Source organism: Cupriavidus phytorum (genome assembly GCF_003254285.1).
Taxonomy (GTDB): Bacteria; Pseudomonadota; Gammaproteobacteria; order Burkholderiales; family Burkholderiaceae; genus Cupriavidus; species Cupriavidus phytorum.
In genome coordinates, this window is record NZ_QKZN01000004.1 from 435460 (window position 1) to 459486 (window position 24027).

Below are 24027 nucleotides of genomic sequence, written 5' to 3' on the forward strand. Positions count from 1 at the left end.
CGCTCCGGGCCATGGCCGAATCAAATTGATCAAGATGTCTGTATGACGGTTGATATCTCTTGCATCGTTACGCTGCACCACGAAGGCATTCTTGCTCACAAGACCCTGGCCAGCATCGCGCGTGCGATGCGTTTTGCGGCTGCCAACGGAGCGCGTACGGAACTGCTACTGGTAGCGGACCAAGCCGACGGCGAAACGCTGCGCTATCTGCAGCGTAGTCCGCACCTCCCATCGGATGCGCGGATTCTGTCGACCGACTTCGGCGACCCGGGCCTTGCGCGTAACCACGGCGCTCGACATGCCCGCGGCGAGTACATTGCAATCCTTGACGGGGACGACCTCTGCTCGGAGAACTGGCTGGCCATTGCACTGCGACAAGCCCGCGAGAACCCCGCCTATATTGTCCATCCCGACTACAACGTCTACTTCGGCGCCGAGCGCTGGATTCTGCGGCATCCGGACCAGCGCGATACCGGCTTTCGCGCGTCACAGTTGCTGGTCGAGAATGCCTGGACCGCATTATGTGTGGTGCGCCGCGAGACGCTTTTGGCGATTCCTTATCGCGACACGCCGGCGCACTCCGGGTTCGGTTACGAAGACTGGCATTGGAACTGCGACACGATTGCCGCAGGCCTCATGCATGTCGTTGCCGCCGATACGGCGCACTTCATCCGGCTGAAGGCCTCGGGCAGCCGTAACGCAGCGGCGATCGAGCGCTCGCGGGTCATCCGGCATTCAACCCTGTTTGACCATGCGGATTTGCTGGGGCTGGAAGGCAAATCGGCATCAGCGCCGGACCAGCTTGCCGTGGGTGTCGTCGACGCTGAATGGGACGAGGAAGCCTATCTTCAGGTCCATCCCGACGTCAGGGACGCTGTGCGGGCGCGAAGCATGAAGTCCGGCAAGGACCACTGGCGGCTGTTCGGCCGTGCGGAAGGTCGCCTGCTCCCGACTCCGGCGCAGCGCGTCACAGTCAAGGCGTGGTCGGAAGAAGCTTACCTGGATGCCAACGAGGATGTGCGGGCATCGGTAACTCAGGGAAGAATCGCGTCCGGACTGCATCACTGGCTGCGCTTCGGCGACCGGGAAGGCCGCGATCTCAAGGCTCCGGAAGTGCCGGCCTGGATCCGCAACGAGATGCACGCGCTCGCCGCGTATGAGTTGCAACTGTTCCCGTCCCGCCAGTTCTTCAGGGAAGCACGGCGCCGCACCTTCCGCGCCAGCATGGCTGTGGGAAACGCCTATCGCGATATGCTGGAGGTGGTAGGGCCAGGGCCGGTCACCCACGTCTTCATGCTGCCGTGGCTCAAGCGCGGCGGCGCGGACTTGGTGGCCCTGCATCACATCCATGCCCTGGCGCGTGATTTTTCGGCGCAGGTCCTGGTTATCACCACCGAGAATACAGAGTCGCCCTGGATGTCGCGCCTGCCGCCGGAGGTTCGCGTGCTGCCGTTCGGCACCACCCATGCGCCGCACCTGCAGCCAATTGAGCAGCGGCTGCTGTTGTCTCGACTATTGTTGAAGCTACGCCCTCGCGTGGTTCACAACGTCAACAGCGCGACGGCGTGGGACCTGTACGTGCGTCATGGCAATGCCTTGTCGGAGGACAGCGGCCTCTATGCCTCGCTGTTCGGTTTTGATTACACCGAAGAGCTTGAGCCATATGGCTATGGTGGCGCCCTTGAGGCATCGTACCGTTACCTGACCAAGGTGATGACCGATAACCAGGCTTTCGTCGCGCGTCTGATCTCGATGTACGGCCTGCCACCGGACTTGTTCGAGCGTTTCCGTTATCCACAGCCCAGCCGTCCGCGCTTCGAGTTCGATACCCGGCAAAAACCGCGAATTCTGTGGGCAGGTAGGTTCGACAGGGAGAAGCGGCCAGACCTGTTGCTGCAGATTGCCCAACGCTTGCCGGAGTGCCATTTCGACGTCTACGGTTCTCCCACGCTGTCCACGCCGCCGGAGATTCTTACCGTGCTGGCGGCGTTGAAGCGCATGCGCAATGTTTCCGTCTTGGGCGCTTACGAAGGCTTCGACAGCGTGCCGGCAGAAAACTATGCGCTACTCCTCTATACGACGCAGTGGGATGGCCTTCCCAACGTGGTGCTGGAGGCTCAAGCTTCGGGCCTGCCGGTACTGGCCCCCGACATCGGCGGTATCGGCGAAGTCATTCCTGCCGACAGCGGTTTCCTGCTGGAGCATTTCGACGACGTCGAAGGTTATGTTGCCCGTATTCGCCAGTTTCTGAGGGCGCCAGCTACCCTCTTGCATGAACGGGCTCGCGCATTGAGCATGATCGAAGAAAACCATTCCCTGGAAGCATTCCGGGAGCATCTCGCGAGCCTGCCGGCATACTCGGGAGGCTAGCGGACGAGCAGCCATGCCGTCGTCGCAAACCGAGCTAGTAACGCGGTGAGCATGGTGAAGTGCCGCAGCGGTTGTGCCGGTCAAACAGGCATCGCCGTGCAATCAGTGGGGTGCTCTCTCGCCCAGCTCTCGAAAGACATCATCATAGGTGTCCATCATCAGCTGGCGGCTGAAGTGCCGCTCCGCATACTGACGAGAGCCTTGCTTGAATCGTGTCAGTTCAGCCGGATTTTCGCGCCACGCGGAGAGAATGCCCAGGATTCGCTCTGCCTCCGCAGGGTGTGCCAGGAAGCCATTCACTCCCTCGGCAATCAGTTCAGGAACACCGCCCACCGGGGCCCCGATAACGGGGACGCCGCAGGCATTGGCTTCCATCACAATATTGGGCCGCCCATCCAGCTTGGACGGTAACACCAGTACATCGAGGGTCTGTAGTACGGCTCTTACATCAGCCGCGTAGCCGCGAAACTGTAGCTGGCTGGCTGCCGGACTATTTCGAACCCGACGCCGGACCTCATCCGTTTGGGCGCCGTCGCCCGCAAGCACAAAGCGGGCGTCCGGCAATTGCGGATATATCCGTTCTATCAGGTCAATAAAGCCGAGCGGGTTCTTTTCCGGCGACATCCGCCCCACGTAGCCCACCACCAGCCCGTTTTCGGAGGAAGGCTTAGCCGCAGGTGTCAGCCAATCGGTGTCGATGCCATTCCGAACGATCCGTACCCTTGCGTCCGCCTTTGCCGAATTCCGTTCCACGAACCGCTTCATGTGCTCGGTTTCGACGATCACCCCGTCGAAACATTGCTCATACAGAAAGTGGTTCAGGGTATGGCCGATCTCGTTATACAGCGTATCGACAATGCGTAGCGACGGATTACGCTCCTTCCAGTAAGGAAGGTGATGGTAGAGCAGCGGCGCACCGATCTGCAGCACCAGGCCGGTAGCCCGACGCTGCATCTCTCGCCAGACAACATCAAGGGTGTCGTGGTGCGGCACGGCGCTCAGGTCAAGCAATCGCTTGTCGGCGCGAAAGTCCTCCATATCGTCCGGCGTGTAGACGGACGAAGCGTCGGAGCAAAACGCCACCGTTACGTCGAAATTGCGGTGGCGCATCTCACGTAACACCTGAAGAGACAGTGCTCCTTTAACCAGAAACGGAAGAAGAGCCAGGATTCTCGGATTACTCATCTTTCTTTTTGCTTTCTTCTAATGCTTGCAAGTATCGAGTTTGCTTCGAGTGCACGTCCTGCAAGTTGTCAAACGAAGCCTTCCAGTTAGCTGCCTGCGTCTTGTACCACTCTGCGTTGGTTGCAGCTGTGCAATCCGCATACCACAGCTGCATCAGGTGCGTAAGCAGTCTGGGGCTGCCGGTTTTCTCGATGAGCGGAGGCAGGGCGAGGATGCGTTCAGGGCTAGGGCGGAACGAGTGGACTACGTGGTAGGCCACGTTCACATTGCTCTCCTGCTCAGTCAGTCCAGCCGGGGCTTCCTGTCTCATGCAGCGGAACAGATGTTCGACCCTGGCAAAAGTCCCCGGATCACCTGCGAGGGCACCGATGTAGGTTGAGCTATAGCCTTTGATGTCTGATTCAAAGCCGGTGAAGGTATAGCCGGGAAAGCTGCCGAGCAGGGTTTCGATACCTCGAATGGTCGGATAGTAGATATGCTCATACGATCCTTCCAGCCAATCCTTGTTGTCGCGCGTTTGCGACATCAACGGAATTTCGAAGATCAGCACGCCTTCCGGCTTCAGCGCTTCCAGACAGGCATGGAAGGCGCCACGCAGGTCCAGCACATGCTCAAACGTTGCAATCGACGTGATCACGTCGAAGTGCCGCCTGAAGTGACCGTGTCTCAGGTCCGCCAGCACATCATTACCAATGATCGTCACGCCGCCTTGGCGCGCGCGTTCGGCAGCGTGCGCATTGACCTCGATGCCGTAAGTCTCGTAGGCGGGCCCCAGGCCGCGTAGCATGAAGCCATCGGCACAGCCCACATCCAGTACGCGACCGCTGTCGATCAGTGCCTGCACCAACAGCCTGGCCCATAACAGAGCATGCTCAGCGGTAAAGGCATAATCTGCGTAGCCGACTTCCAGGTGAGCTTCGCCGCCGTAATAGCCGTCCTGATAAAAGACACTGGTATCCGCGGGCGGGTTCTCGATCATTCCCATGCCGCAACTTGCGCAGAACAGGACCCGTCTACCGTCGCCACGCCTTGCAGTATGAGAATAGTGCCGGTCGGCGCATACATTGCATTGGAAAGCGCCGCTCTGGCCTTCAATACTTTGTGTCATCGGTACCCATCAAGTTTCCGCAATAACTCAGGCGCAATCTTGGCCCGCCGCAGCAAGGCTGCGGCGATTCTCCGCGGGGTGTATCGGGTCCGCCGCATGTGATAGACCCGTTCCCAATGCTCGGCCTGTGCTTGCCAGTAATTCCGCGCATGGATGAACTCGCCAATATCCCGCTCCAGTTTAGTGGCATAGGCGAACCCTGGCGAACCTTCCCGGTAGGTGGTGAGCGCACGCCGTCCAGCGCGCACCAGGACATTGTCCGGTTCGTCGGACAGCACCTCGCTGCGAAAAGCCGTAAAGTCAGGAAATTCAGGTGTTGCCAGGACAATACCGAGCAGCCGATAGGCGTGCCTGGGTTCTAGCTTGCACAGCTCCCCGTGGCGCGCTACCCACGCGATGATGCTCTCGACGGTGGGGTGAAGGGCGCGCGCTTCGGCCAGCGGGACCAGGTTGCGCATCATGGCGTAACTGAGTTCAAGGAACTGTCCGAGCGGGTCGGCGTGGGTGACGCCGCGCTTGTGCAGCCGCATGAAGGTCAATTGCTGAGGCACGACGGCGAATTTGCAGCCCATTCTCAGGGCGCGCGTCCACAGCTCGTAGTCGGGGGCGCGTACCATGGCCGGGTCATCCAGGCCGATACGAAGGTGCGCTTCGCGGCGTACCATGCTCGATGAGCGGCACAGCCAGTTCATGCCAACCCAATTTTGTACCAGGTTGAGGTCGTGAGGCTGATTGATGCCACCTTCGAGGGAGGGCGCATCGGGGTGCGGTTTGCCCTCGTGATCCAGGATTTTGACGTGGGTGCCAATGATGTCGAGGCGAGGATCTTTCTGGGCGGCGCGCAACTGAATTTCTGCCTTGTTGGGCGCAATCCAGTCATCGGCATCCAGGTTGACCAGCCATGTTCCGCGGGCCGCTTCCACCGCGCGGTTGTAGCTGCCTGCGCCGCCGAGATTGTGTTCGTTGACTATGAGCCGGATGCGGGGGTCATTGAAGCTGCGGACCACCTCGACCGACCGGTCACGCGAGCAATCATCCACCACCACGATCTCAAAGTCCTGGACCGTCTGTTCCAGGATGGAGCGCAGTGTCGTACCGATGTACTCTTCGTAGTTATATGACAGGACGATATAGGAAAGCAGCGGCTGGCCGTTCATTTCAGGCATGCTGTGATCCGGTCGAGGTCGGCGTCGGAAAGGTTGTCATGGAAGGGCAAGCCAATCACGCGGGCGGCCAGCTTGTCGGTGGCGGACAGATCTGCGCGCGGCACGTCGGCAAATGCCGGATGACGGTGGCAGCCCAATCCCCACCATCGACGCCATTCGATGCCTGCGGCATCGAGCCGCTCTATGGTGCCAGCCACGTCTTGCTCGGGAATTGTCACATTCAGCGTCATGGTCACCCACTTCTCGCCAACGCCGCGCTGCAGCACGGCTGCCTTGCCCTCGAGCCGGTGCTGATAGGCTTCAGTGAGATCGCGCAGCGCGCGCAGACGTTCCGGCAGGGCGTCCAGTGCAGCCAGGCCCACCGCGGCACTGTATTCCGAGATCCGGTAGTTGCCGCCGCGGATGCTCGACAGCCGCTCGACACCCATAAAGCCGAAACCGGTCATCGCCGTCGTCCGGGCCGTCAGCTCGGTGTCGGCTGTCAGAATGGCGCCACCCTCTCCGATACCGAGAACCTTGGTGGCATGGAGGCTTACGCACGCGGGTTGTGCGCCTACGTCGGAAATCGCGGTAACCGCGGCGGCGGCATCGAATACCACCGGTATGGCATGTCGCGCCTCGAATGCGGCCCAGGCCTTGAAATCAGGCGGCGCACCGAAGGCGCTCACCACCAGCACGGCCGCCGGCGGCTCGGGCACCGTGGCAAGCGCTGCTTCTGCGATTTCCGGCGTAAGGGCGAGACTGTGTGCATCAACTTCAAGCAGATAAGGCGTAAGCCCGGCATTGCAAACGGCATGGGCGCTTGCAATAAACGTGTAGGAAGGCATCAGGCAATAGCGCCGGCCCGGCGTTGATCGCGAGCGCAAAGCAAGCTCGATGGCGGTCGTGCCGTTACTCGTGATCGTTACTCCTTTTGCACCGGTCAGCTCGCTTAGCCGAGCAACAAATTCGCGATACAGTGGGCCGTAGTTGCTGTAGCTGCGGTTCTCATCGATACGTCGCAGATAGGGCAGCAATGCTGCGACTTCAGGCAAGTGGGGAACCAGTACTTTGATTGGGGCCTGCGACGCGGGAAGATGATTAGCCATGGAATGAAGCAAGGAGCTGAACAATGTCAGGAATGACGCGAGCAACGCTCACGTCGGAATTTAAGAAGCTGCCGCCGATGCGGCACGCCGCACAAGCGGACGTGCCGGGACGCCCACCACGGTAGCGCCGGGATCCACGTCACGGATGACGACGGCACCTGCGCCTACGATGGCGCCGGCGCCAATCGTGCAGCGAGGCGCCACCACGGCACCAACGCCAAGATCCGCGCCTTCCCCTACAGTGACCCCGCCAGCCAGGGATACACCGGGTCCCAGATTTGCGAACGCCCCGATCTTGCAATCATGCGAAATCACACAACCAGGATTGATCAAGGCATGTTCGCCGATTTCGACGTCCGTGGTCATGCTGGCCGGCCCGAGAAATATTGCTCCTTTTCCGATTACCACGTCGTGCCCCTTGATTACTGCGGGATGCATCAATGTGGTGAAGTGGCGGGTATGCAACTTACTGGCAATGCGTTTGCGCGCCCTGCAGTCTCCCACGGCGATGACAAAGGAGACGTCTGCGCGGGCGAGCCACGGTTCGATGTTGTCGAAGACTGGTACGCCACGGATCGGCTGCGCCGCATAGCCCGGCTCGACGACGAATGCTAATACGTTATGTCCGGTGAGCTGCAGCGTCGCAAGCACCTCGCGACCAAGGCCGCCGGCCCCGAAGATCACAATCGACATAGCTGTTAGGGCGCCATTTGGCAGATTGTTGGGACATCGAAGTATCGCATACTGTCTGATGGCTCCTGACGTTAACGGCAACCTCCCGGTAAACGACAGAGCGCGGTATTCGCGGTGGTGTCGCCCAAGGGGAAAGCCAACGCGCCGGCTCGGCTGGTGAGCAAACGCTTAACCCGCCATGGTACTGATGCAACGGTCCCCGGCGGCTATATGTGCGCTTTTGAAACAAAAGAAACTTTGACGAAACAACGTCGAGGCTGAGGCTTGCCGGGTGTTGGTCGCGGCGCTGGTCATCACGCGGTGTCGCGATAGCGCGCATCGGCAAGTTAATGCGACGTATGCGTGCGTGGAAGCCGCCAGATCATGCCGGCCGGCAGGAAATCCGGCTACTATCAGGTTGCCCAAAGAACGAAAAAGGGCGCATGCCCATTTTAGTGCTTCAGAACCCTGGAGCGCGGCGTGGCGCGGGCCAGGCTGCGTTCCACGCCATGTTTGGCGTTGCTGGCTTACACCCGACCGACACAGCTACCTTGGGGTCTGGCGGGCATGGGAAACTTCGCGGGTCCGCTGCCGATGAAACTGAATAGATGTCGGGGCACGCCTACATTGTCCGGGCCCAGCAGGGTTGGCATGTCCGATTCTATCAAAGTGATGTGCGAATACCTGTTAAATATGCTGTCGACCCGGCTTACGGGAATCGCGGCGAAGCATTGTCGCCACATGGTTAGAGAGGGCACAGGCGTGACATGTGACACGGAGCGATAACCGAGTCCGTTCAGCGTGGCTCCGGAAAAACCGTATGCGGCGAGAACGCCATCATTGGCCTGCGCCTGCCTTGTGAGCTGATGCAGTATCACGGTATCGGGCACGTTGAATATGGGCCAGGCCGATTGCACTGGATTGAACGGGAAGAACATCATGGCTCCGCTAAATGCGGCGAGCCCTGAAATGCAAGTCAGCGGCTGCAGACTGCGCACTTTCCGGATGAGGATGCACAGCAGCACGGCCGGAACCACGTACAGATCGTTCCAGTAGCGCGGGTGAAAGCCATATCTCGATGCCTTGAACAAGAGCCACGAGGCAATGGCGACGCCAATGAAAACCAGCGCCCGTTGGGTTGACCATGCCAGGCCCATTACCCGCACCAAGGCCAGCGCAATCAAAGTGAGCAGCAGGCCTGCAGCGAAAACCATGCGCTCGGGCTGCACGTGATTCCACAATAATGGTTTGCCAAGCATCGCTGGAACCGGCAGCAGCATCCAGCTCGTCATCAGCACAAGTGCGGCGAACAGGACAGCCACCGGCACCCACTGACGTCGGGCGGCCAGTGCATTGCGCAGGTTGCGGTAGTCGAGGAAGCACAGGCACAGCACCACGAACCACGTTCCTACGACGCCGATCTCGGAGATGTTCGCCCCGATCAGCGAGTTGTATGACCGGTCAAAGGTACTGGCGGGAAAGAACTGCGAGAGCCAGCGCTCCACCGGCAGCGCGCCGCCCGAGAAGTTTCGCTGGCCCGGATAGAGCGTCTGCATGGTCCCTAGCAAATAGTTCTTCAGGTAAAGGACCACAGTCGCGGCAGCCAGCAGCGACGTGCCGGCTAGCCTGGCAAGGCGTGCCGGTCGCCACCACTCCCTGCCGTAGCACAGTAGGAAAACGGCCCCTGCGAAGGCCAGAGATATGAATAGCGGCGGATAGAAATCAGTCATCAGCCAGCTTGTTGCCAGCCAATAGAAAAGAGCTAAGCGCACTACGATGGGGGCCTCGATGAAAAGTACGGCCAGCGCGCCGGCAAACAAGGCAATGATCGGCCCTTTTTCATTCCACCAGAATTGTGAAAATCCGGTGAAATAGAGCGTTAGGGCAAGCAGGTACGATTGTGGGGGCGTGGTTCCGGCAACGCGGAAGAGCTTGCTGTAGCCGACGATAAAGACCGCAAAAATGGCGAACCAGTGAAACGAAAAAGCGTACGCGGCATTGACCAGCGGATACAGCCACATGGTTGGCTTGAATATTAGGCCCCAGTCCGCTATCGGCAGACCATAATTGATGCGCAGATCCTCCTGGTACAAAGAGGTGGCATTGAATCGTTGCAGGCCATTGCGTACGGTGGCCTGGGTGAGCGGCGTGACGACCGACCACTCATCGCTGCGAATCGCGCGCGGCTTGCCAAAGTGCAGCCCCTCGCCCTTGGCGCCGATGCGTTCGAGCACGACTCCGTACGACGATGGGGACCAGGTATTCCCGACATAAATCGCCCCGAGAGAAAGCAGCACGCACCAGACCAGATATTTGCGAATCAGCGCAAATGGAAGCATATTTTGCTTATCGGTATAACTCAGGCGGAAGAGGTCGCGACTACCGGTTTCCGCCCGGAGACAAGAATCATTGCGAGACCGAATATGACGGCGACTGCGTTGCCCACAGCGTATCCCAGGATAGCGCCCCTTGTGCCAAGGCTTGGCACGGCAATTAGGTTGACAGCCACGGTGGTGATGAGCACCAGAGCCCATTTCGCCGCCACCCAGCGCGGCTTGCGCAAGTAGACCGGCAGCAGCCCTAGTCCGACATCCGCAAAAATCAGCGCCGATGCCAATGCGGCAAGTTGCAGCAGCACAACCGCCTGCGCAAAGGCATGGCCATAGAGCAGGCCGACGATCCACTCGGCGCAGATAGCGATAAGGCCCGCACCGCAAAGCCCAACTGCCGCCATGCCCATGGCGACGCGAAGCACGTTGCGACGTGCGGCCGCCCCCGATTTCTGCGCAAACACATAGATCGGCGCCACTCCAGCCGCCAGAATGGTCGCGATGGTGGTGAAGTTGTCCAGTACCTGCATCGTGGCCGCATAGGCGCCAAGCTCGGAAAGCGGCACGACCGGCTTGAGGATTAGTTGATCGGAGCGGCGAGCTGCGACCATCAGCATGAAGCTGATCCAGAACAGCGCGCCGTCGCGGACCAGTTCGCGCGCCACCGGTGGCTGGTACGATGGAATGGCGCGCGGCGAGCGGTATAAGTAGTACCAGGCCAAAAGCAACGCCGCAACCAGTGGCTCGAAGGCAAAGGCGGTCGCGTAGGCCGGAACCGCTTTCACGCCGCCAATGAAAAGCATTGCTATCAATCCGGTTTTTAGCGCCAGCGCGAATAAATTGAAAACGACATTGGGCCGGTTATGCGTGCGCGCCTGCATCCACGCGATCACGATGCCGAACGGTTCGCGCAGCATGATGGCGGTGCCAAGCAGGATGGCCGGAATCCACGTGTCAGCCGTTTGCCGGGTGAGTGCAAGCCAGGCACACATGAGCGCGTAGCCGGAAATGCCGGCGACAAGCCGGATCACGAAAGCATGGGCGACCAAGGTATGCCGATCCTCGGTGGTCGCGGCCGCCACCAACCGCGGCACCACCACCTCCGCCGAACAGATCAACGGTATCGACGCCGCAATAAACACCAGCGACTGCGCATACTGAAAATGCGCGAACCCCTCGGTGCCCAGCGCCCGCGCCAGCATGGCCACCACGCCGATGCCCACGACCACCTGCAAGCCACGGTCGGCCAGCATCCAGAGCAGGTTGCCTGCGACTTTGCGGCGCATCAGGGTTGTTTCCTCAGGCTGCGGTAATGCGCCAGCCATTGCCGCGCCACACCGTTCACGTCGAAATGGCCGACGATGCGCTGGCGGCGACGGTCGCGTTCGGTTTCGGTGCCGGGCAGAGCTGCGATGGCGTTGCGCAAGGCGCTCGCCAGGGCTTGCGGATTGCCCGTGGGCGTCAGCGTGGCGGTGTCTCCCGCCAGTTCGGAGACGCCTGCCGCGGCAGTCGCCACGACCGGCAGACCGCTGGCCAGCGCTTCACCCACGACCAGCGGCATGCCTTCGATACGCGACGACAGCACGAAGACATCGGCGGCGCGCAGCAGCTCCGGTATGTCGCTCCGGGCGCCGGCCAGCAGTACGACATGATTCAGCCCGTGCCTGGCGACCTGTTGCGCCAGTTCATCGCGCAACGGACCATCTCCGGCAATCATGAGCCGCGTCTTGGGCAGATCGCGGCAAACTTCGGCGAAGGCCTCGATCAGCATGGCCTGGTCCTTCTCCGGTACCAGCCTGCCGACATTGAGGACCAGCACGTCGTCGGGGCCCAGGCCGAGGTCGCGTCGGGCCTGTTCGCGCGAAGCCTGGTCCGGGTGAAAGCGGCTGGTATCGATGCCGTTGGGCATCACGATCACGCGCTCGTCCGGCACGGCGCCGCTGGCTACCATCGCCATACGGCCGGCGTCGCTGACATGGGTCGTCAGGGCGCACCAGCGGTCCGTGACGCGGTAGGCGAGGGCGCGCAGGCGGCCGCCTTCGCGCGCGCTGTGCGCCGAGCAGATGACTGGCGGCATGCGTCCCGTTCTGGCCAGCACCCGTGCGAACAGGTTGGCGTGGACCATATGGGCGTGGATGACATCCGGGCGCCACTGCCGCACCAGCAGGCGGGCCTTGCGCTGCGCCGCCAACATCGACAGCGGAGTCTTGCGCATGTCCAGTTCGGTGACGGGGATGGCTGCAGGCAAGTCGATTTCGTGCCCCTGCGTCAGGCTGAGGACGGCGACCTCGTTGCCCAGTGCCAGGAAGGCGCGCGCCAGCGCCGCGATCTGCTGCTCGGCGCCGCCGAGCTTGAGGCCTGTGGTGATGACAAGGATGCGCAATGGCGCCGGCGCGGCAGTGTCGTCGACGCTGCCCATCAGCGGGCTCCGTAGCCGGTTGCGAGGGTCCTGAGCGTCTTCACCCCGATCAGCAGGTCCAGTGCCAGCGAACAATGCTTGACGTAATAGAGGTCATAGCTGAGCTTGGTCACGGTTTCCTCGTGGCTGCCGGCGTAACCCTGTTGCACCTGGGCCCAGCCGGACAGGCCGGGCCGCACCAGGTGGCGGTACGGGTAATAGGGGATGGTTTCGGAAAACCGGTCGACCATGGGCGCCTGCTCCGGCCGCGGGCCGATCAGGCTCATATGCCCGAGCAGCACGTTCCACAGCTGCGGGATCTCGTCCAGGCGGTACTTGCGGATAATGCGTCCGACCCGCGTCACGCGCGGATCGCGGCGTGCCGCGAACAGGGCGGGCGCGTTGGCGTCGACCCCCATGCTGCGGAACTTGAGCATGACGAAAGCCTTGCCGAACAGGCCTACGCGTTCTTGCCGGAAGATGGCGCCCCCGGGCGTTTCGAGTCGGATAGCCAGCGCAACGGCCAGCCCCAGCGGCACGGCCACAGGCGCCAGGCAGGCGACGGCCACGATATCGATCGCGCGCTTCAGGTAGCCATAGAGGTAGTGCGCGGCGTAGTCGTCCAGGAAGTTCTCGTCGATATGCGCCAGGCCGACGCGGCCGGTCAGCATTTCGCCGACGCGCTCGACCGAGTACATGCGGACATGGCTCATCTTGTAGTGCGCGAGCAGCCGCGTGCGTTCGGGGTCCCCGGTGGCGCTGCGCTCTACCATCAGGCCGTCGAAATGCCTGGCGTCCTCCAGCGAGCCCACCGGTTCGAAGCGGATGCGGGCCGGCGCCGCGGCGCCGGGCATGGCAAGGATGGCGTCCAGCTGCGCCAGCGTGCCCGGATCGGTATAGCCGAACAGCGGCACGTAGTTCTGCACGAAGCGTCGATAGCCGGTCCAGAGCCACGCCAGCGTGATCAGGTAGGACAGCAGCAGCGCGCCGCGCGAGTATTCGATATGGAAGGCGGCAAACACGAAGAGCAGGCCGCAGAACGGCAGCGTCGCGGCAAGTCCGGCCAGGCTGTTGCCCTCCATCGCCGGCAGGTGCAGCGAGCGATGCAGCAGCATGAACGCGACCAGGTACGGCACTACCGACCATAGCAGCGTGCGCGTGAACACGTAGGTCACGATGCCGGCGCGGTGCGCCATTTCGGCGCCGACCGCGCTGAGCGCGAACAGTGCCAGGCCGAGCACCGCCCACGCCACCATCCGGCTGACGCGGCGCACGGTCTCCGAGCCGCCGGTGCGCATGCGCAGGGCGCGGTGCCGCATGCTGTCGGCCTTGATGGTCATGATGTCGGCACCCGCGCGGTGCGGGGCGTTTGGGCGAGGGCGTCGCGGTAGACGGACCAGGTGGCGTCGGTCATGCGTTCCAGGCCATAGCATTGCTCCCACCGCTGGCGCGCGCCTTGGCCGAGCGCAGCGCGCAGGACGCTGTCGTCGGCAAGGCGGCGCAGCGCTGCGGCGAACGCATGCTCGTCATCGTGATCGACCAGCAGTCCGTGCCGGTTGTCTTCGAGCTGCTCGCGAATGCCAGGCAGGTTTGAGGCGACCACTGGCAGTCCGGCCCGCATCGCCTCTAGCACGGACAGCGGAAAGCCTTCGTGATCCGACGCCAGTACAAAGGCCTGGGCCGAAGCTAGCAGCGCCGGCACTTCCGTGACGTTGCCGGGAAACTCCACGCGCCCCGGTGCAAGCTGTTGCGCCAGTTGCTGCATGGCATGCCGCTGCGGGCCGTCTCCGACCAAAGTCAGCACGCACGACTCCAGCCCTGCGCGCGCGAACGCGCGGATCGCCGCGTCCTGGCGTTTGGGCGCGGCAAAGCGCGCCACCATCACAATCCTTCGCAGGGGGGCTTGCGGGTCGGCGCGATGGGGTGTATCGGGGATGCCGTTGGGAATGACCGAGATGCGTTCGGCGGCAAGCGGAAGCGAGCGGGCCAGTTGTCGTTCCGCTTGCGCGACGCAGATTACGCGCGCGGCCAGCGGTGCCAGCAGCCATTCCGCCACGCGCGCGGCCAGGCGCTGGCGGGGTGGGGCTTCGGCCTTGAAGGCAAAGCCGTGAACGGTATATACCACGGGTATGCCGAGTAACAGTCCGGCGATGCGGCCCAGGGCGCCTGCCTTGGCGCTGTGGGCATGGATCAGGTCCGGCGCGGCGTGTTTCAATGCCCCGACCAGTTCACGCAAGGCATGGATGGCGCGCCAGGGCGACAGGGCATTGTCCAGCCGTGTCAGCCGGATGGTCTGCGCGCCGGTGCGTGCGGCGATCTCGAAGAGGGGGCCTTCGCCGCCCGCCAGCAGCACGGTATCCGCCTTGCCGGCCGTCGACCGCAGCAGGTCGGCGACATGCGACTGCGCGCCGCCGATCTCCGCATTGGTGATCAGGTAGGCAATGCGAGGTCGGGACGACGGTTGCGCGGATGGCTTCAAGGCTGTGTACGTTTCGTGACGGATCGGGTCCGCCGCGGGTGCCGCGGCAGGACAAAATACCCCTGAGCGCTGGGCAGGGCACCGCCGGATGTAGGACAGACTCCGAAAATTGTGTCCATCCGTGATAATGCGGCGATTATACCGCCCGGACCCGCCGCAATCCGGCAAAATAGCTGCCTTTGGGGCGCCGCATCGGCCTGCTGGCAAGGTGTGGCGCGGACGACAAGCAACTCAGGACCCTACATGCAAATCGATCCTTCCATCTTCAAAGCCTATGACATTCGCGGCATCGTGGGCAAAACGCTCACCCGCGACGTCGCGCGCCAGATCGGCTTGTCGTTCGGCTCCGCCGCCGTGGAGCTCGGCGAGACTTCCATCGCCGTCGGCCGTGACGGCCGGCTGTCCGGCCCGGACCTGATCGGTGGCCTGGTCGAGGGCCTGCGCGCCACCGGGCTGGACGTGCTGGACCTGGGCATGGTGGCGACGCCGATGGTCTATTTCGCAACCAATATCGAGATCGACGGCGTGCGCCCCACCTCGGGCATCATGGTCACCGGCAGCCATAACCCGCCCGACTACAACGGCTTCAAGATGGTGCTGGCGGGCCGGGCCATCTACGGCGAGCAGATCCAGGACCTGCGCAAGCGCATCGAGGCCGGCGCTTTCACCCAGGGCGCAGGCGCGTACAAGGAAGTCGATGTGCGCGCGAAGTATCTCGATCGGATCCTGGGAGACGTCAAGCTGTCCCGGCCGATGAAGATTGCACTCGATGCCGGCAATGGCGTGGCCGGTGCCTTTGTCGGCGACCTGTTCCGCGGCCTGGGGTGTGAAGTGGTCGAGCTGTTCTGCGAGGTCGACGGCAACTTCCCCAACCACCATCCCGATCCCGCGCATATCGAAAACCTGCAGGACCTGATGAAGACCCTGCGCGAGACCGACTGCGAGCTGGGCCTGGCCTTCGATGGCGACGGCGACCGCCTGGGCGTGGTGACCAAGGACGGGCAGGTGATTTTCCCGGACCGCCAGCTGATGCTGTTCGCCGAGGAAATCCTGTCGCGCAATCCCGGTGCGCAGGTGATCTACGACGTCAAGTGCACCGGCAAGCTGGCGCCGTGGATCCGCCAGCACGGCGGTGAGCCGCTGATGTGGAAGACCGGGCATTCGCTGGTGAAGGCCAAGCTGAAGGAAACCGGAGCGCCGATCGCCGGCGAAATGAGCGGCCATGTCTTCTTCAAGGACCGCTGGTACGGTTTTGACGATGGCCTGTACACCGGCGCGCGGCTGCTGGAAATCCTGTCGCGCCATGCCGATCCCAGCGCGGTGCTGAACGCGCTGCCGAACGCCAACAACACCCCTGAACTGCAGCTGAAGTGCGCCGAGGGCGAGCCCTTCACGCTGCTCGACAAGATCCGCGCCAACGCCAGGTTCGACGGCGCGCGCGAAGTGATCACCATCGACGGCGTGCGGGTGGAATATGCCGACGGCTTTGGCCTGGCGCGTCCGTCCAATACCACGCCGGTGGTGGTGATGCGTTTCGAAGCGGACAACGACGCCGCGCTGGCGCGCATCCAGGCAGAGTTCAAGCGCGTGATCCTCGCCGAGAAGCCGGATGCTCAGCTCCCGTTCTGAGGGCGCGACGGTGCCTGCGGCATCGTCTGACGCGGCCGGTGTGGCACAGCCCATGCCGGCCGCGGTGCCTTTTGCGCTGCCGGAGCGGCCGCGCATCCTGCTGGTCAAGGTTTCGTCCCTTGGCGATGTGGTGCACAACATGCCGCTGGTGCACGACTTGCGCGCGCGCTGGCCGGGCGCCGAGATCGACTGGGTCGTCGAAGAAGGCTACGTGGAGCTGGTGCGCCTGTTGCCCGAGGTGCGCCGCGTGATCCCGTTCGCGCTGCGGCGCTGGCGCAAGCGTCTGATGCAGGGCGGCACCTGGCGCGAGATCGGCGTGGTGCGCGATGCCTTGCGCCAGCAGCGCTATGACGCCGTGATCGAAAGCCAGGGCTTGCTCAAGACGGCGGTGGTGGCACGCGTCGCCGCGCGCGCGCCGGGCGCGCCCATCATCGGGCTTGGCAACGCCACGCAGGGCTCGGGCTATGAACCGGCGGCGCGGCTGCTCTATACCGATCCCGTGGCCGTGCCGCGCCAGACCCATTCGGTGCGGCGCTCGCGCTTGCTGGGCGCGGCGCTGACCGGGGCCGCGCCGGCGGAGCCGCCGTTGTTTTTCGGGGAGGGTGGTCGGACGCTGTCCGTCGACGATCCGCTATGGGCGGATTTGCCGGCACGCTATGCCGTGTGCTTCCATGCGACCGCGGGAGCGCGCAAGAAGTGGGCGGTGCAGAACTGGCACGCGCTGGGCAAGCGACTGGTTGAAGATGGCCTGGTGATGCTGTTGCCATGGGGCAATGACAAGGAGCGCCAGGCTGCCCAAGCTATCGCTGCCGGTGTGCCGGGCGCCAGGGTGTTGCCGCGCTTCTCGGTGATGCAGGGCTTTGGCCTGATCAATCGCGCCGAAGTCGTTATTGGCGTCGATACCGGGCTGGTCCATATCGCCGCGGCGCTGTGCCGGCCCACCGTGGAAATCTATACCGCCACCTGGCGCTGGAAGACCGAAGGCTATTGGTCGGAACGCATTGCCAATGTCGGCGACGACGGCGTGGTGCCGTCGGTCGATGAAGTCTACGAGGCGGCCTGCCGCGTGCGCGGAGAGGCTGCCTGATGTTGCGTCTCCTGTACAGCTTGTTGTGGGTGGCGGTGCTGCCGCTGGCGCTGCTGCGCCTGGCCTGGCGCGCGCGCAAGGAGCCGGGCTACCTGCAGCATGTCGGCGAACGCCTCGGTGCCTATGGTGGCCTGCCAAAGCCGGGGCCGTGGCTATGGGTCCACGCCGTGTCGGTGGGCGAGACCCGCGCCGCGCAACCGCTGGTCGAGGCGCTGCTGGCCGCGCATCCGCATCACCGCCTGCTGCTGACGCACATGACGCCAACCGGCCGCCAGACCGGCGCGCAGCTGTTTGGCAACGAGCCGCGCGTGGTCCAGTGCTACCTGCCGTACGACCTGCCGTGGCTGGTGCGGCGGTTCATGCGGTATTTCCGGCCGCAGGTGGGCATGCTGATGGAGACCGAGGTCTGGCCGAACCTGGTGCATGGCGCGCGCAAGGCAGGCGTGCCGCTGTATCTCGTCAACGCCCGCCTGTCGCCGCGCAGCTACCGGCGCACGGCCCGCTTCGGCCGCGCCGCGGCGGCGATGTACCGCGACTTTGCCGGCGTGCTGGCACAGACGGCGGGCGACGCTGAGCGCTTTCGCGCACTGGGTGTGCCGGCGGTGCAGATCACCGGCAACCTCAAGTTCGACATGCAGCCGGCGGCGGCCGGCGTGGCGCTGGGCGGGCAGCTGCGCCAGGCCTTCGGCGCGCGCGCGGTGCTGGCGGCGGCGAGTACGCGGGAGGGCGAAGAGGCGATGCTGCTCGACGCCTTCTCGCGCTGGGAATCCCTGGCGCCAGGCGTGCCCCGGCCGGCGCTGCTGCTGATTCCGCGCCATCCGCAGCGCTTCGATGAAGTGGCCGCGATGGCGGCGCGTACCGGGTTTTCGGTCGAACGCCGCAGCAATCTGGATCTCGATCGCATGCGGTCACCGTTGACGGCCGACATCGTGCTGGGCGATTCGATGGGCGAGATGGCCATGTACTTTGCCGCGTCGGACCTGGCATTTATCGGCGGCAGCCTGTTACCGCTTGGGGGGCAGAACCTGATCGAAGCCTGCGCCGTCGGCACGCCGGTACTGATCGGGCCGCACACCTTCAACTTTGCGCAGGCGACCGAGGATGCAATTGCCGCGGGCGCGTGCCTGCGTGTCGACAATGCCGACGTGCTGATGCGTACCGCGGCCAGCGTGCTGGCCGATCCGACACGCCTGGCTGAGATGCGCGCGCATGCACAGACCTTCGCGGGCCTGCATCGGGGCGCCACGGTGCGCACCTTGGCTGCCGTCGCCCCGGCGTTGGAAGGCTGACTGGAGACTAGCTCGGCGCCCTGACCAGGGCATCCCACTGTTGCGCGATGTGTTCCACCGCGAACTGGCTGGCCTTCTGGCGGCCGCGGGCGCCCAGTGTTGCGGCCAGTTCCGGTTGGCGGATCACTGCCAGCAGCGCCTGGGCCAAGGCATCGGCGTCGTCGGTGGCAACCACCAGCGCGTCCTGGCCCGGTTCCAGCAATTCGCGCGGTCCGGTCTCGCAATCGGTCGCTACGATCGGCAGCCCGAAGGCCATCGCTTCGATCAACACCAGCCCGAAACCCTCGTAGCGCGAACTCAGGCAGAACACCGAGGCGTTGCCATAGGTTTGCACGGGGTCATTGCAGATCCCGGGCAGGCTGGTGTTGTCTTCCAGTTTCAGTTCGCGTATCAAAGCCGCCAGGGCGGGGCGCTCCTCGCCTTCGCCATGGATCACCAATTGCCATTGCGGCGCCTGTGCCGACACTATTTTCCAGGCGCGCAGCAGCACATCGAAGCCCTTGGCCGGGACCAGCCGGCCCATCGCCAGCACCGTCCTTTGCGTGCGTGGCGCCGGCGCATCGGGTAACGCAAACGGCAGCGGGTTCGGCAGGCAGACCACCTCGCTGCGCGGCCGCAGCGCTTCCAGCCAGCGGCTGCGGTCGCGCTCCGTCAATACCACCACCTGGCGGCAGAAGCGCGCCGCCAGCCGGCGTGCCAGCTTGCGTGCGGGCTTGCCGAGGTCCTCGTCGAAGTGACAATGCTCCCAGGCGATATGGTGCAGGCCAAGGCCGAGCGTGGCAGGCAGCACGAACAGTTCCAGCATGGGGTCCACCTGCACCAGCACATCGACGCGATGCGCGATGCAGTGCCGGCGGATGCCGGCAATGGTGGCGAAATAGGCGCACTTGAACGAGGGGCGTTGCGGGAACACCGCTTCATGGCGCACCTCGGGGTGCAATGGAAACTGGCTGGACGTGTCCCAGAGGCTTAGGATGGTGACGCGGTGTCCCAGTGCCGCCAGCGCGTTGGCGATGGTGGCGGTCATCCGCTCCGCGCCGGCCATCGCATTCAGGGTGCCGGTCAGGAAGCAGATATGGCGCCGCGCGTCCGGGTTCAAGGCGTTGCGGGTGCCGGCAGTTTGCTTTGGCGCGCGACGACGTAGGCAAAGCAAAACGCCATGACCAGGCTGTAGAAAGCGTTGACCAGCGTCGTGGCGAACATGACCTCGGTCAGCCCGAACACCATGAAGCCGCAGCACAGCGCCAGGCCCATCGCGCTGGCGACTCTGGTGCCGCGGTCGGTCCCGCGCAGGTGGCGCAGGAAGAAGACGGCGGGCACGAGGTACAGCGCAAGGATCGCGAGCAATCCAGGAATGCCAAGCGTGGCTGCGGCATGCAGCAGTTCATTGTGAGAATGCGGCATGGTCGCCGCCAGCGGCGTAATCACGTGCTGGGTGGCTAGGGTCTGCAGGGTCGTTTCGAAGTGTTCCGGCCCAACGCCGGTCCAGGGGTGGGCCTGGAACAGTTCAAGCGACGCGCGCCAGAGCTGAAGGCGAACTCCGACCGAAGTGTCCGACGTTACATGCTGAACAAATTGAGACACTTCCGATACAACGGCAGCCGTCCTCTGCTGCACCATCGCGCTGCTGAACCACCCCAGCGCCATCAGCCCGGCCAGCCCCACCAGCACTCCGGCCTTGTGCAGCCGCGTCAACCTGCGCGAGGCCGCCAGCGCGATCAGCGCCAGCACCGGAATCCCCAGCCAGCCGCCGCGGGTGCCGCTCATGTATGAGGCGTACAGGCCCCCGAAGCCGCCCAGCAGTTTCAGGCCGGCCAGCCAGTGATCGCCTGGGCGGTTCCAGCCGATCGAGATCACGGCGAGCATGCCGGTCAGCAGGGCGAGGTTGCCGAAGGGGATGACGTTGGAGAAACCGACATGGCTGGGACGTCCCGCCGCGGCGACTTCGTGCAGCCACAAGGCGGATATCAGCGCACAGGCGACGAAGCCCCACTGGATGCTCTGCATGCCGCGTCGGCCCAGGCGCAGCATGCCCGGGACCAGAACGATGAACAGCGCAAAACGCAGGTAAAGATAGGGGACATGCGGATCTTCGGCCCCGGTCAGCAGCTGCTGGACCAGCACCGCCAGCGGCAGCGCCGCCATGGCCAGCATGAAGGGCCAGTACCGGCGCAGGATGCAGCCATATTCGGCCAGGGCGGCGCGGCCGCCGGCAGCCAGGGCGATGACGCTCCACCCCAGCAACAGCCCGTAGCAGGTGTTGCTGAGCGACGGCTTGACGAACATCAGCGCGGGAAACGCAGCCAGGACAACACAGGCGCTCAGGTACAGAGCTTTGTCGATCCCCAACGGTAGGGACCCTTGCAATCTCGTCATCAAGAGCATGGAGAAAGGTTTCCGGAGGAAGGTGATTGCATGGGAGATGCGTGCCGTTCCGTCCGTCTTATTATTGTCGCCGTCTCCTGAGGAGCGGTGCCCTGCGCCGGCATTGCGGCTCGAGGCGAAGCGATTATATCGGATGGCCACGGTGGCATTTCCAGGAGTTCCGCATCCTAGCCGGGCGAGCGTGACTACCCGTTACAGGATGTATGTGGAGGGCCAGGCGCTTCGGAAGCCTTGCCGGGTCGGCTTGCTAAACTGAAGGTCTATGGCCGGGGTGCACTTTCCGGCATGCTGCTTGTCACATGCATCATGACATCGCTATGGGCGCCCCGGGGCAGCCCTGCAACAGGAGTTCTTATGCATAGCCGAAACCGCCTGATTCCCTTCGCGCTCGCCGGGCGCGGCGCGGCCGCCGTGCTGGTCGCCGCAGTGCTCGGTGCCTGCACCACCGCGACCGCGCCCAACCTTCCGTCGGCCGGCACCAACCTGAACCAGACGCAGCCGTCCGGCCCGAGCCGCTGGGAACTGGTGCGCTGGCAGCAGCCTGATGGCTCGCTGCGCGAGATTCCGCACGGCGACAATGGCGAGCCGATCAATTTCGAGTTCAACGAGGGTATCGATGCCGCGCAGGGCACGGTCAGCGGCACCAGCGGCTGCAATCGTTTCAGCGGCAGCTATGGCAAGACCGAGACCGGCATCCGCTTCGACCGCATCGCCGGCACGCGCATGGCCTGCCCGCCGCCGCGCATGGAGCTGGAGTCGGCGCTGCTGAAGGCGATGCAGACGCCGTTCGCCACCGTGGGCACGCAGCCGTCGGCGGCCAGTACCGGCCGGCAGATCATCTGGAAGACCGTGGACGGCGACCTGCTGCAGTTCGTCGAGCGCGAGGGCGTGGGCAAGCGCGGCGCGCGCGTGGAGGCCGCGGGCGTGGAGAAGACCGTCTATATCGACTCGCAGCGCGTGGAATGCACGGGCGTGGGCAAGATGATCTGCTACCGCTGGCGCGAGTCGCCAGATGCGCCGTGGCAACTCTGGTACGGGCCGATCGAAGGGCTGGATTTCGAGCCGGGCGTGTCGTACCGGCTGCGCGTGCGCGAATACCAGGTGCCGAACCCGCCGGCGGATGCGTCGGCGATCCGCTGGCAGTTGCTCAACGTGGAGTCGCGTACGCGGGCGAAGTAGGGCGCAACGCCTCCATGCAAAACGGGCCGCGATTGCGGCCCGTTTCCCTTTACAGGTGCAAGCGGTAGGTCAGGAGCGCGGCGTGCCCGCGGGCGTGGCTTCGCGCCGCGTGCCGCGGCGCTCGGCCGACGACGCGCGCGGGTTTGCCGGCGCCTTCGCGCCCGCCTGCGCCTGCGCCTGCGCCGGCACCGGCAGCTTGTACAGCGACCCCGGCACCGACGTCAGCAGCGTATTGATCTGCACCACGTCCGCTTCCTGCAGCACGCCGGTGGAGGCCTTCAGCCGCAGGCCGTTCATGATGGTGTCGTAGCGCGCCTTGGCCAGGTCGCGGCGGGTGGAGAACAGCTGGGCTTCGGCGTTGAGCACGTCGATATTGATGCGCACGCCCACTTCATAGCCGAGCTGGTTGGATTCCACCGCGCTGGTGGCCGAGCGTTCGGCCGCCTCCAGCGCCTTGACCTGAGCCAGGCCGTTGGAGACGCCGGAGTAGGTCTGGCGCGCGGTCTGGGCGGCGGTGCGGCGGGCGAACTCGAGGTCGCTGGCGGCCTTGTCGGCCAGCGCCAGGGTTTCGCGCACGCGCGACTGGATCTGGCCGCCGGCGAAGATCGGCAGGGTCAGCTGCACGCCGATCTGCGACGCGTTGTAGTGCGTCGAAATCGCCTGCGTGGCGCTGCCGGTCTGGTTGTTGAAGCCGTACGAGGCCACCAGGTCCACCGACGGCAGGTGCCCGGCCTTGGCCTTGTTGGTCTCGCGTTGCGCGGTCTCGAGGTTGTAGCTGGCCAGGTTGACCTGCAGGTTGCTGGTCTCGGCCTGCGCCGCCCACGCGTTGACATCGGGCGGCTGGGGGCCGGGAATCGGCGCTTCGGCGCGCAGGCCCATCAGTTCGTCGACCGGCTTGCCGGTGATCTGCTGCAGCGTGGCGCGCTTGATTTCCAGGTCGCTCTGCGCGGCGATCTCGGTCGAGGTGGCCAGGTCGAAGCGGGCCTGGGCGTCGTTGGCGTCGACGATGGTGGCGGTGCCGACCTCGAAATTGCGCTTGGCCTGTTCCAGCTGCTCGGCGATGGCCTTTTTCTGCGCGCGCGCCAGGTAGAGGTTGTCCTGCGCGGCCAGCACGTCGAAGTAGGCCTGCGCGCTGCGCGTGATCAGGTCGAGCTCGGCCTGGTGGAAGGTGACTTCGCCCGCCTGCGCGGCCAGCTCGCCCTGCTTGTAGGTTTCCCAGCGGTCCCAGCGGAACAGCGGCTGGCTCAGTTGCAGCTGCCAGTTGTTGTTGTTGAAGAAACGCGTGCCGGAGGCGCTGGGTGCGCCGCCGATCGGCAGCGACGCGGTCTGGTCGAGCTTGGTGCGGTTGGCGCCGGCGGTGCCCACCACCTGCGGCAGCAGCCCCGCGCGGCCCTGCGGCAGCTTCTCGCGCGTGGCCAGCAGTTGCGCGCGCGCGCTGGCGAACTGGGCGTCATTGGCTTGCGCATCGCGATAGACCTGCAGCAGGTCGGCCGCGCCGGCCGGCGCCGCGGGCATCATCGCCAGCAGCGGGGCAAGCAGGGAAGCCGCGATCGCCAGGCGCGTCCGGATCGCTCCGGGCTGGGCGTTGGGCGCAAACGTCATGACACCTCCAGGTGGGCCCGGCGGGTGCCGTGGCCGACAGTCGTTTCTTCTTCGTGTTGT

18 protein-coding genes are annotated in these 24027 nt (G+C 64.2%); 5 read left to right on the forward strand and 13 right to left on the reverse strand.

The window, feature by feature from the left end; translation table 11 throughout:
- The first annotated feature begins 42 nt into the window (after positions 1–42).
- Positions 43–2370 carry a glycosyltransferase gene (locus tag C7416_RS13325; RefSeq protein WP_111519362.1) on the forward strand — a complete coding sequence of 776 codons (2328 nt, stop codon included), beginning with the start codon at positions 43–45 and terminating at the stop codon, positions 2368–2370.
- A 102-nt stretch (positions 2371–2472) separates the two neighbouring features.
- On the opposite strand, the gene C7416_RS13330 is transcribed toward C7416_RS13325, so the two are convergent.
- The 10 genes from C7416_RS13330 to C7416_RS13375 form a co-directional block, all read right to left on the reverse strand.
- Positions 2473–3555 (reverse strand): glycosyltransferase family 4 protein, encoded by a 1083-nt coding sequence (locus C7416_RS13330; RefSeq protein ID WP_111519363.1) that lies wholly within the window; start codon positions 3553–3555, stop codon positions 2473–2475.
- Positions 3548–4534: a class I SAM-dependent methyltransferase gene (locus tag C7416_RS13335; protein ID WP_258401110.1), complete on the reverse strand. Its 987-nt coding sequence runs from the start codon at positions 4532–4534 to the stop codon at positions 3548–3550. Before C7416_RS13335 ends, C7416_RS13330 begins: the two co-directional genes overlap by 8 nt.
- A 125-nt stretch (positions 4535–4659) precedes the next feature.
- Complete coding sequence (locus tag C7416_RS13340) at positions 4660–5829, reverse strand: glycosyltransferase family 2 protein (RefSeq protein ID WP_240988187.1); 1170 nt, start codon at positions 5827–5829, stop codon at positions 4660–4662.
- On the reverse strand, positions 5817–6863 hold the full coding sequence (locus C7416_RS13345; RefSeq protein ID WP_240988186.1) for a DegT/DnrJ/EryC1/StrS family aminotransferase: 1047 nt from the start codon (positions 6861–6863) through the stop codon (positions 5817–5819). The genes C7416_RS13340 and C7416_RS13345 overlap by 13 nt, the downstream gene beginning before the upstream one ends.
- Before the next feature lie 114 nt (positions 6864–6977).
- A complete protein-coding gene (locus tag C7416_RS13350) occupies positions 6978–7610 on the reverse strand; it encodes a NeuD/PglB/VioB family sugar acetyltransferase (RefSeq protein ID WP_111519367.1) in 633 nt (210 codons plus the stop codon).
- A 506-nt stretch (positions 7611–8116) separates the two neighbouring features.
- The gene (locus tag C7416_RS13355; RefSeq protein ID WP_111519368.1) at positions 8117–9928 is read right to left on the reverse strand and encodes a DUF7657 domain-containing protein; all 1812 of its coding nucleotides are present in this window, start codon (positions 9926–9928) and stop codon (positions 8117–8119) included.
- A 20-nt stretch (positions 9929–9948) separates the two neighbouring features.
- Positions 9949–11205 carry a lipopolysaccharide biosynthesis protein gene (locus tag C7416_RS13360; protein ID WP_111519369.1) on the reverse strand — a complete coding sequence of 419 codons (1257 nt, stop codon included), beginning with the start codon at positions 11203–11205 and terminating at the stop codon, positions 9949–9951.
- On the reverse strand, positions 11205–12338 hold the full coding sequence (locus C7416_RS13365) for a glycosyltransferase (protein WP_111519370.1): 1134 nt from the start codon (positions 12336–12338) through the stop codon (positions 11205–11207). The genes C7416_RS13360 and C7416_RS13365 overlap by 1 nt, the downstream gene beginning before the upstream one ends.
- On the reverse strand, positions 12338–13657 hold the full coding sequence (locus tag C7416_RS13370) for a sugar transferase (RefSeq protein ID WP_111519371.1): 1320 nt from the start codon (positions 13655–13657) through the stop codon (positions 12338–12340). Before C7416_RS13370 ends, C7416_RS13365 begins: the two co-directional genes overlap by 1 nt.
- Positions 13654–14796, reverse strand: coding sequence for a glycosyltransferase family 4 protein (locus tag C7416_RS13375; protein WP_111519372.1), 1143 nt, complete (start codon positions 14794–14796; stop codon positions 13654–13656). Before C7416_RS13375 ends, C7416_RS13370 begins: the two co-directional genes overlap by 4 nt.
- A gap of 243 nt (positions 14797–15039) precedes the next feature.
- On the opposite strand from C7416_RS13375, the gene C7416_RS13380 reads away from it, so the two are divergent.
- From C7416_RS13380 to waaA, 3 genes are read left to right on the forward strand one after another with little or no spacing between them, the layout of a single operon-like run.
- Positions 15040–16425, forward strand: coding sequence for a phosphomannomutase/phosphoglucomutase (locus C7416_RS13380; RefSeq protein WP_111519373.1), 1386 nt, complete (start codon positions 15040–15042; stop codon positions 16423–16425).
- On the forward strand, positions 16406–17512 hold the full coding sequence (gene waaC / locus C7416_RS13385) for a lipopolysaccharide heptosyltransferase I (RefSeq protein ID WP_111519374.1): 1107 nt from the start codon (positions 16406–16408) through the stop codon (positions 17510–17512). The genes C7416_RS13380 and waaC overlap by 20 nt, the downstream gene beginning before the upstream one ends.
- Positions 17512–18801 carry a lipid IV(A) 3-deoxy-D-manno-octulosonic acid transferase gene (gene waaA / locus C7416_RS13390; protein ID WP_111519375.1) on the forward strand — a complete coding sequence of 430 codons (1290 nt, stop codon included), beginning with the start codon at positions 17512–17514 and terminating at the stop codon, positions 18799–18801. Before waaC ends, waaA begins: the two co-directional genes overlap by 1 nt.
- Positions 18802–18808: 7 nt before the next feature.
- Here the strand turns inward: waaA and C7416_RS13395 are convergent, their stop codons facing one another.
- Together C7416_RS13395 and C7416_RS13400 are read right to left on the reverse strand one after the other, a co-directional pair.
- Positions 18809–19900, reverse strand: coding sequence for a glycosyltransferase family 4 protein (locus C7416_RS13395; RefSeq protein WP_111519376.1), 1092 nt, complete (start codon positions 19898–19900; stop codon positions 18809–18811).
- On the reverse strand, positions 19897–21327 hold the full coding sequence (locus tag C7416_RS13400) for an O-antigen ligase family protein (RefSeq protein WP_240988185.1): 1431 nt from the start codon (positions 21325–21327) through the stop codon (positions 19897–19899). The genes C7416_RS13395 and C7416_RS13400 overlap by 4 nt, the downstream gene beginning before the upstream one ends.
- Before the next feature lie 213 nt (positions 21328–21540).
- Between C7416_RS13400 and C7416_RS13405 the strand changes: the two genes are divergently transcribed.
- Complete coding sequence (locus C7416_RS13405) at positions 21541–22365, forward strand: META and DUF4377 domain-containing protein (RefSeq protein WP_111519378.1); 825 nt, start codon at positions 21541–21543, stop codon at positions 22363–22365.
- Positions 22366–22434: 69 nt separating this feature from the next.
- Here the strand turns inward: C7416_RS13405 and C7416_RS13410 are convergent, their stop codons facing one another.
- Positions 22435–23967, reverse strand: a complete 1533-nt coding sequence (locus C7416_RS13410) for a TolC family outer membrane protein (protein WP_111519379.1) — start codon at positions 23965–23967, stop codon at positions 22435–22437.
- Positions 23968–24027 lie beyond the last annotated feature (60 nt).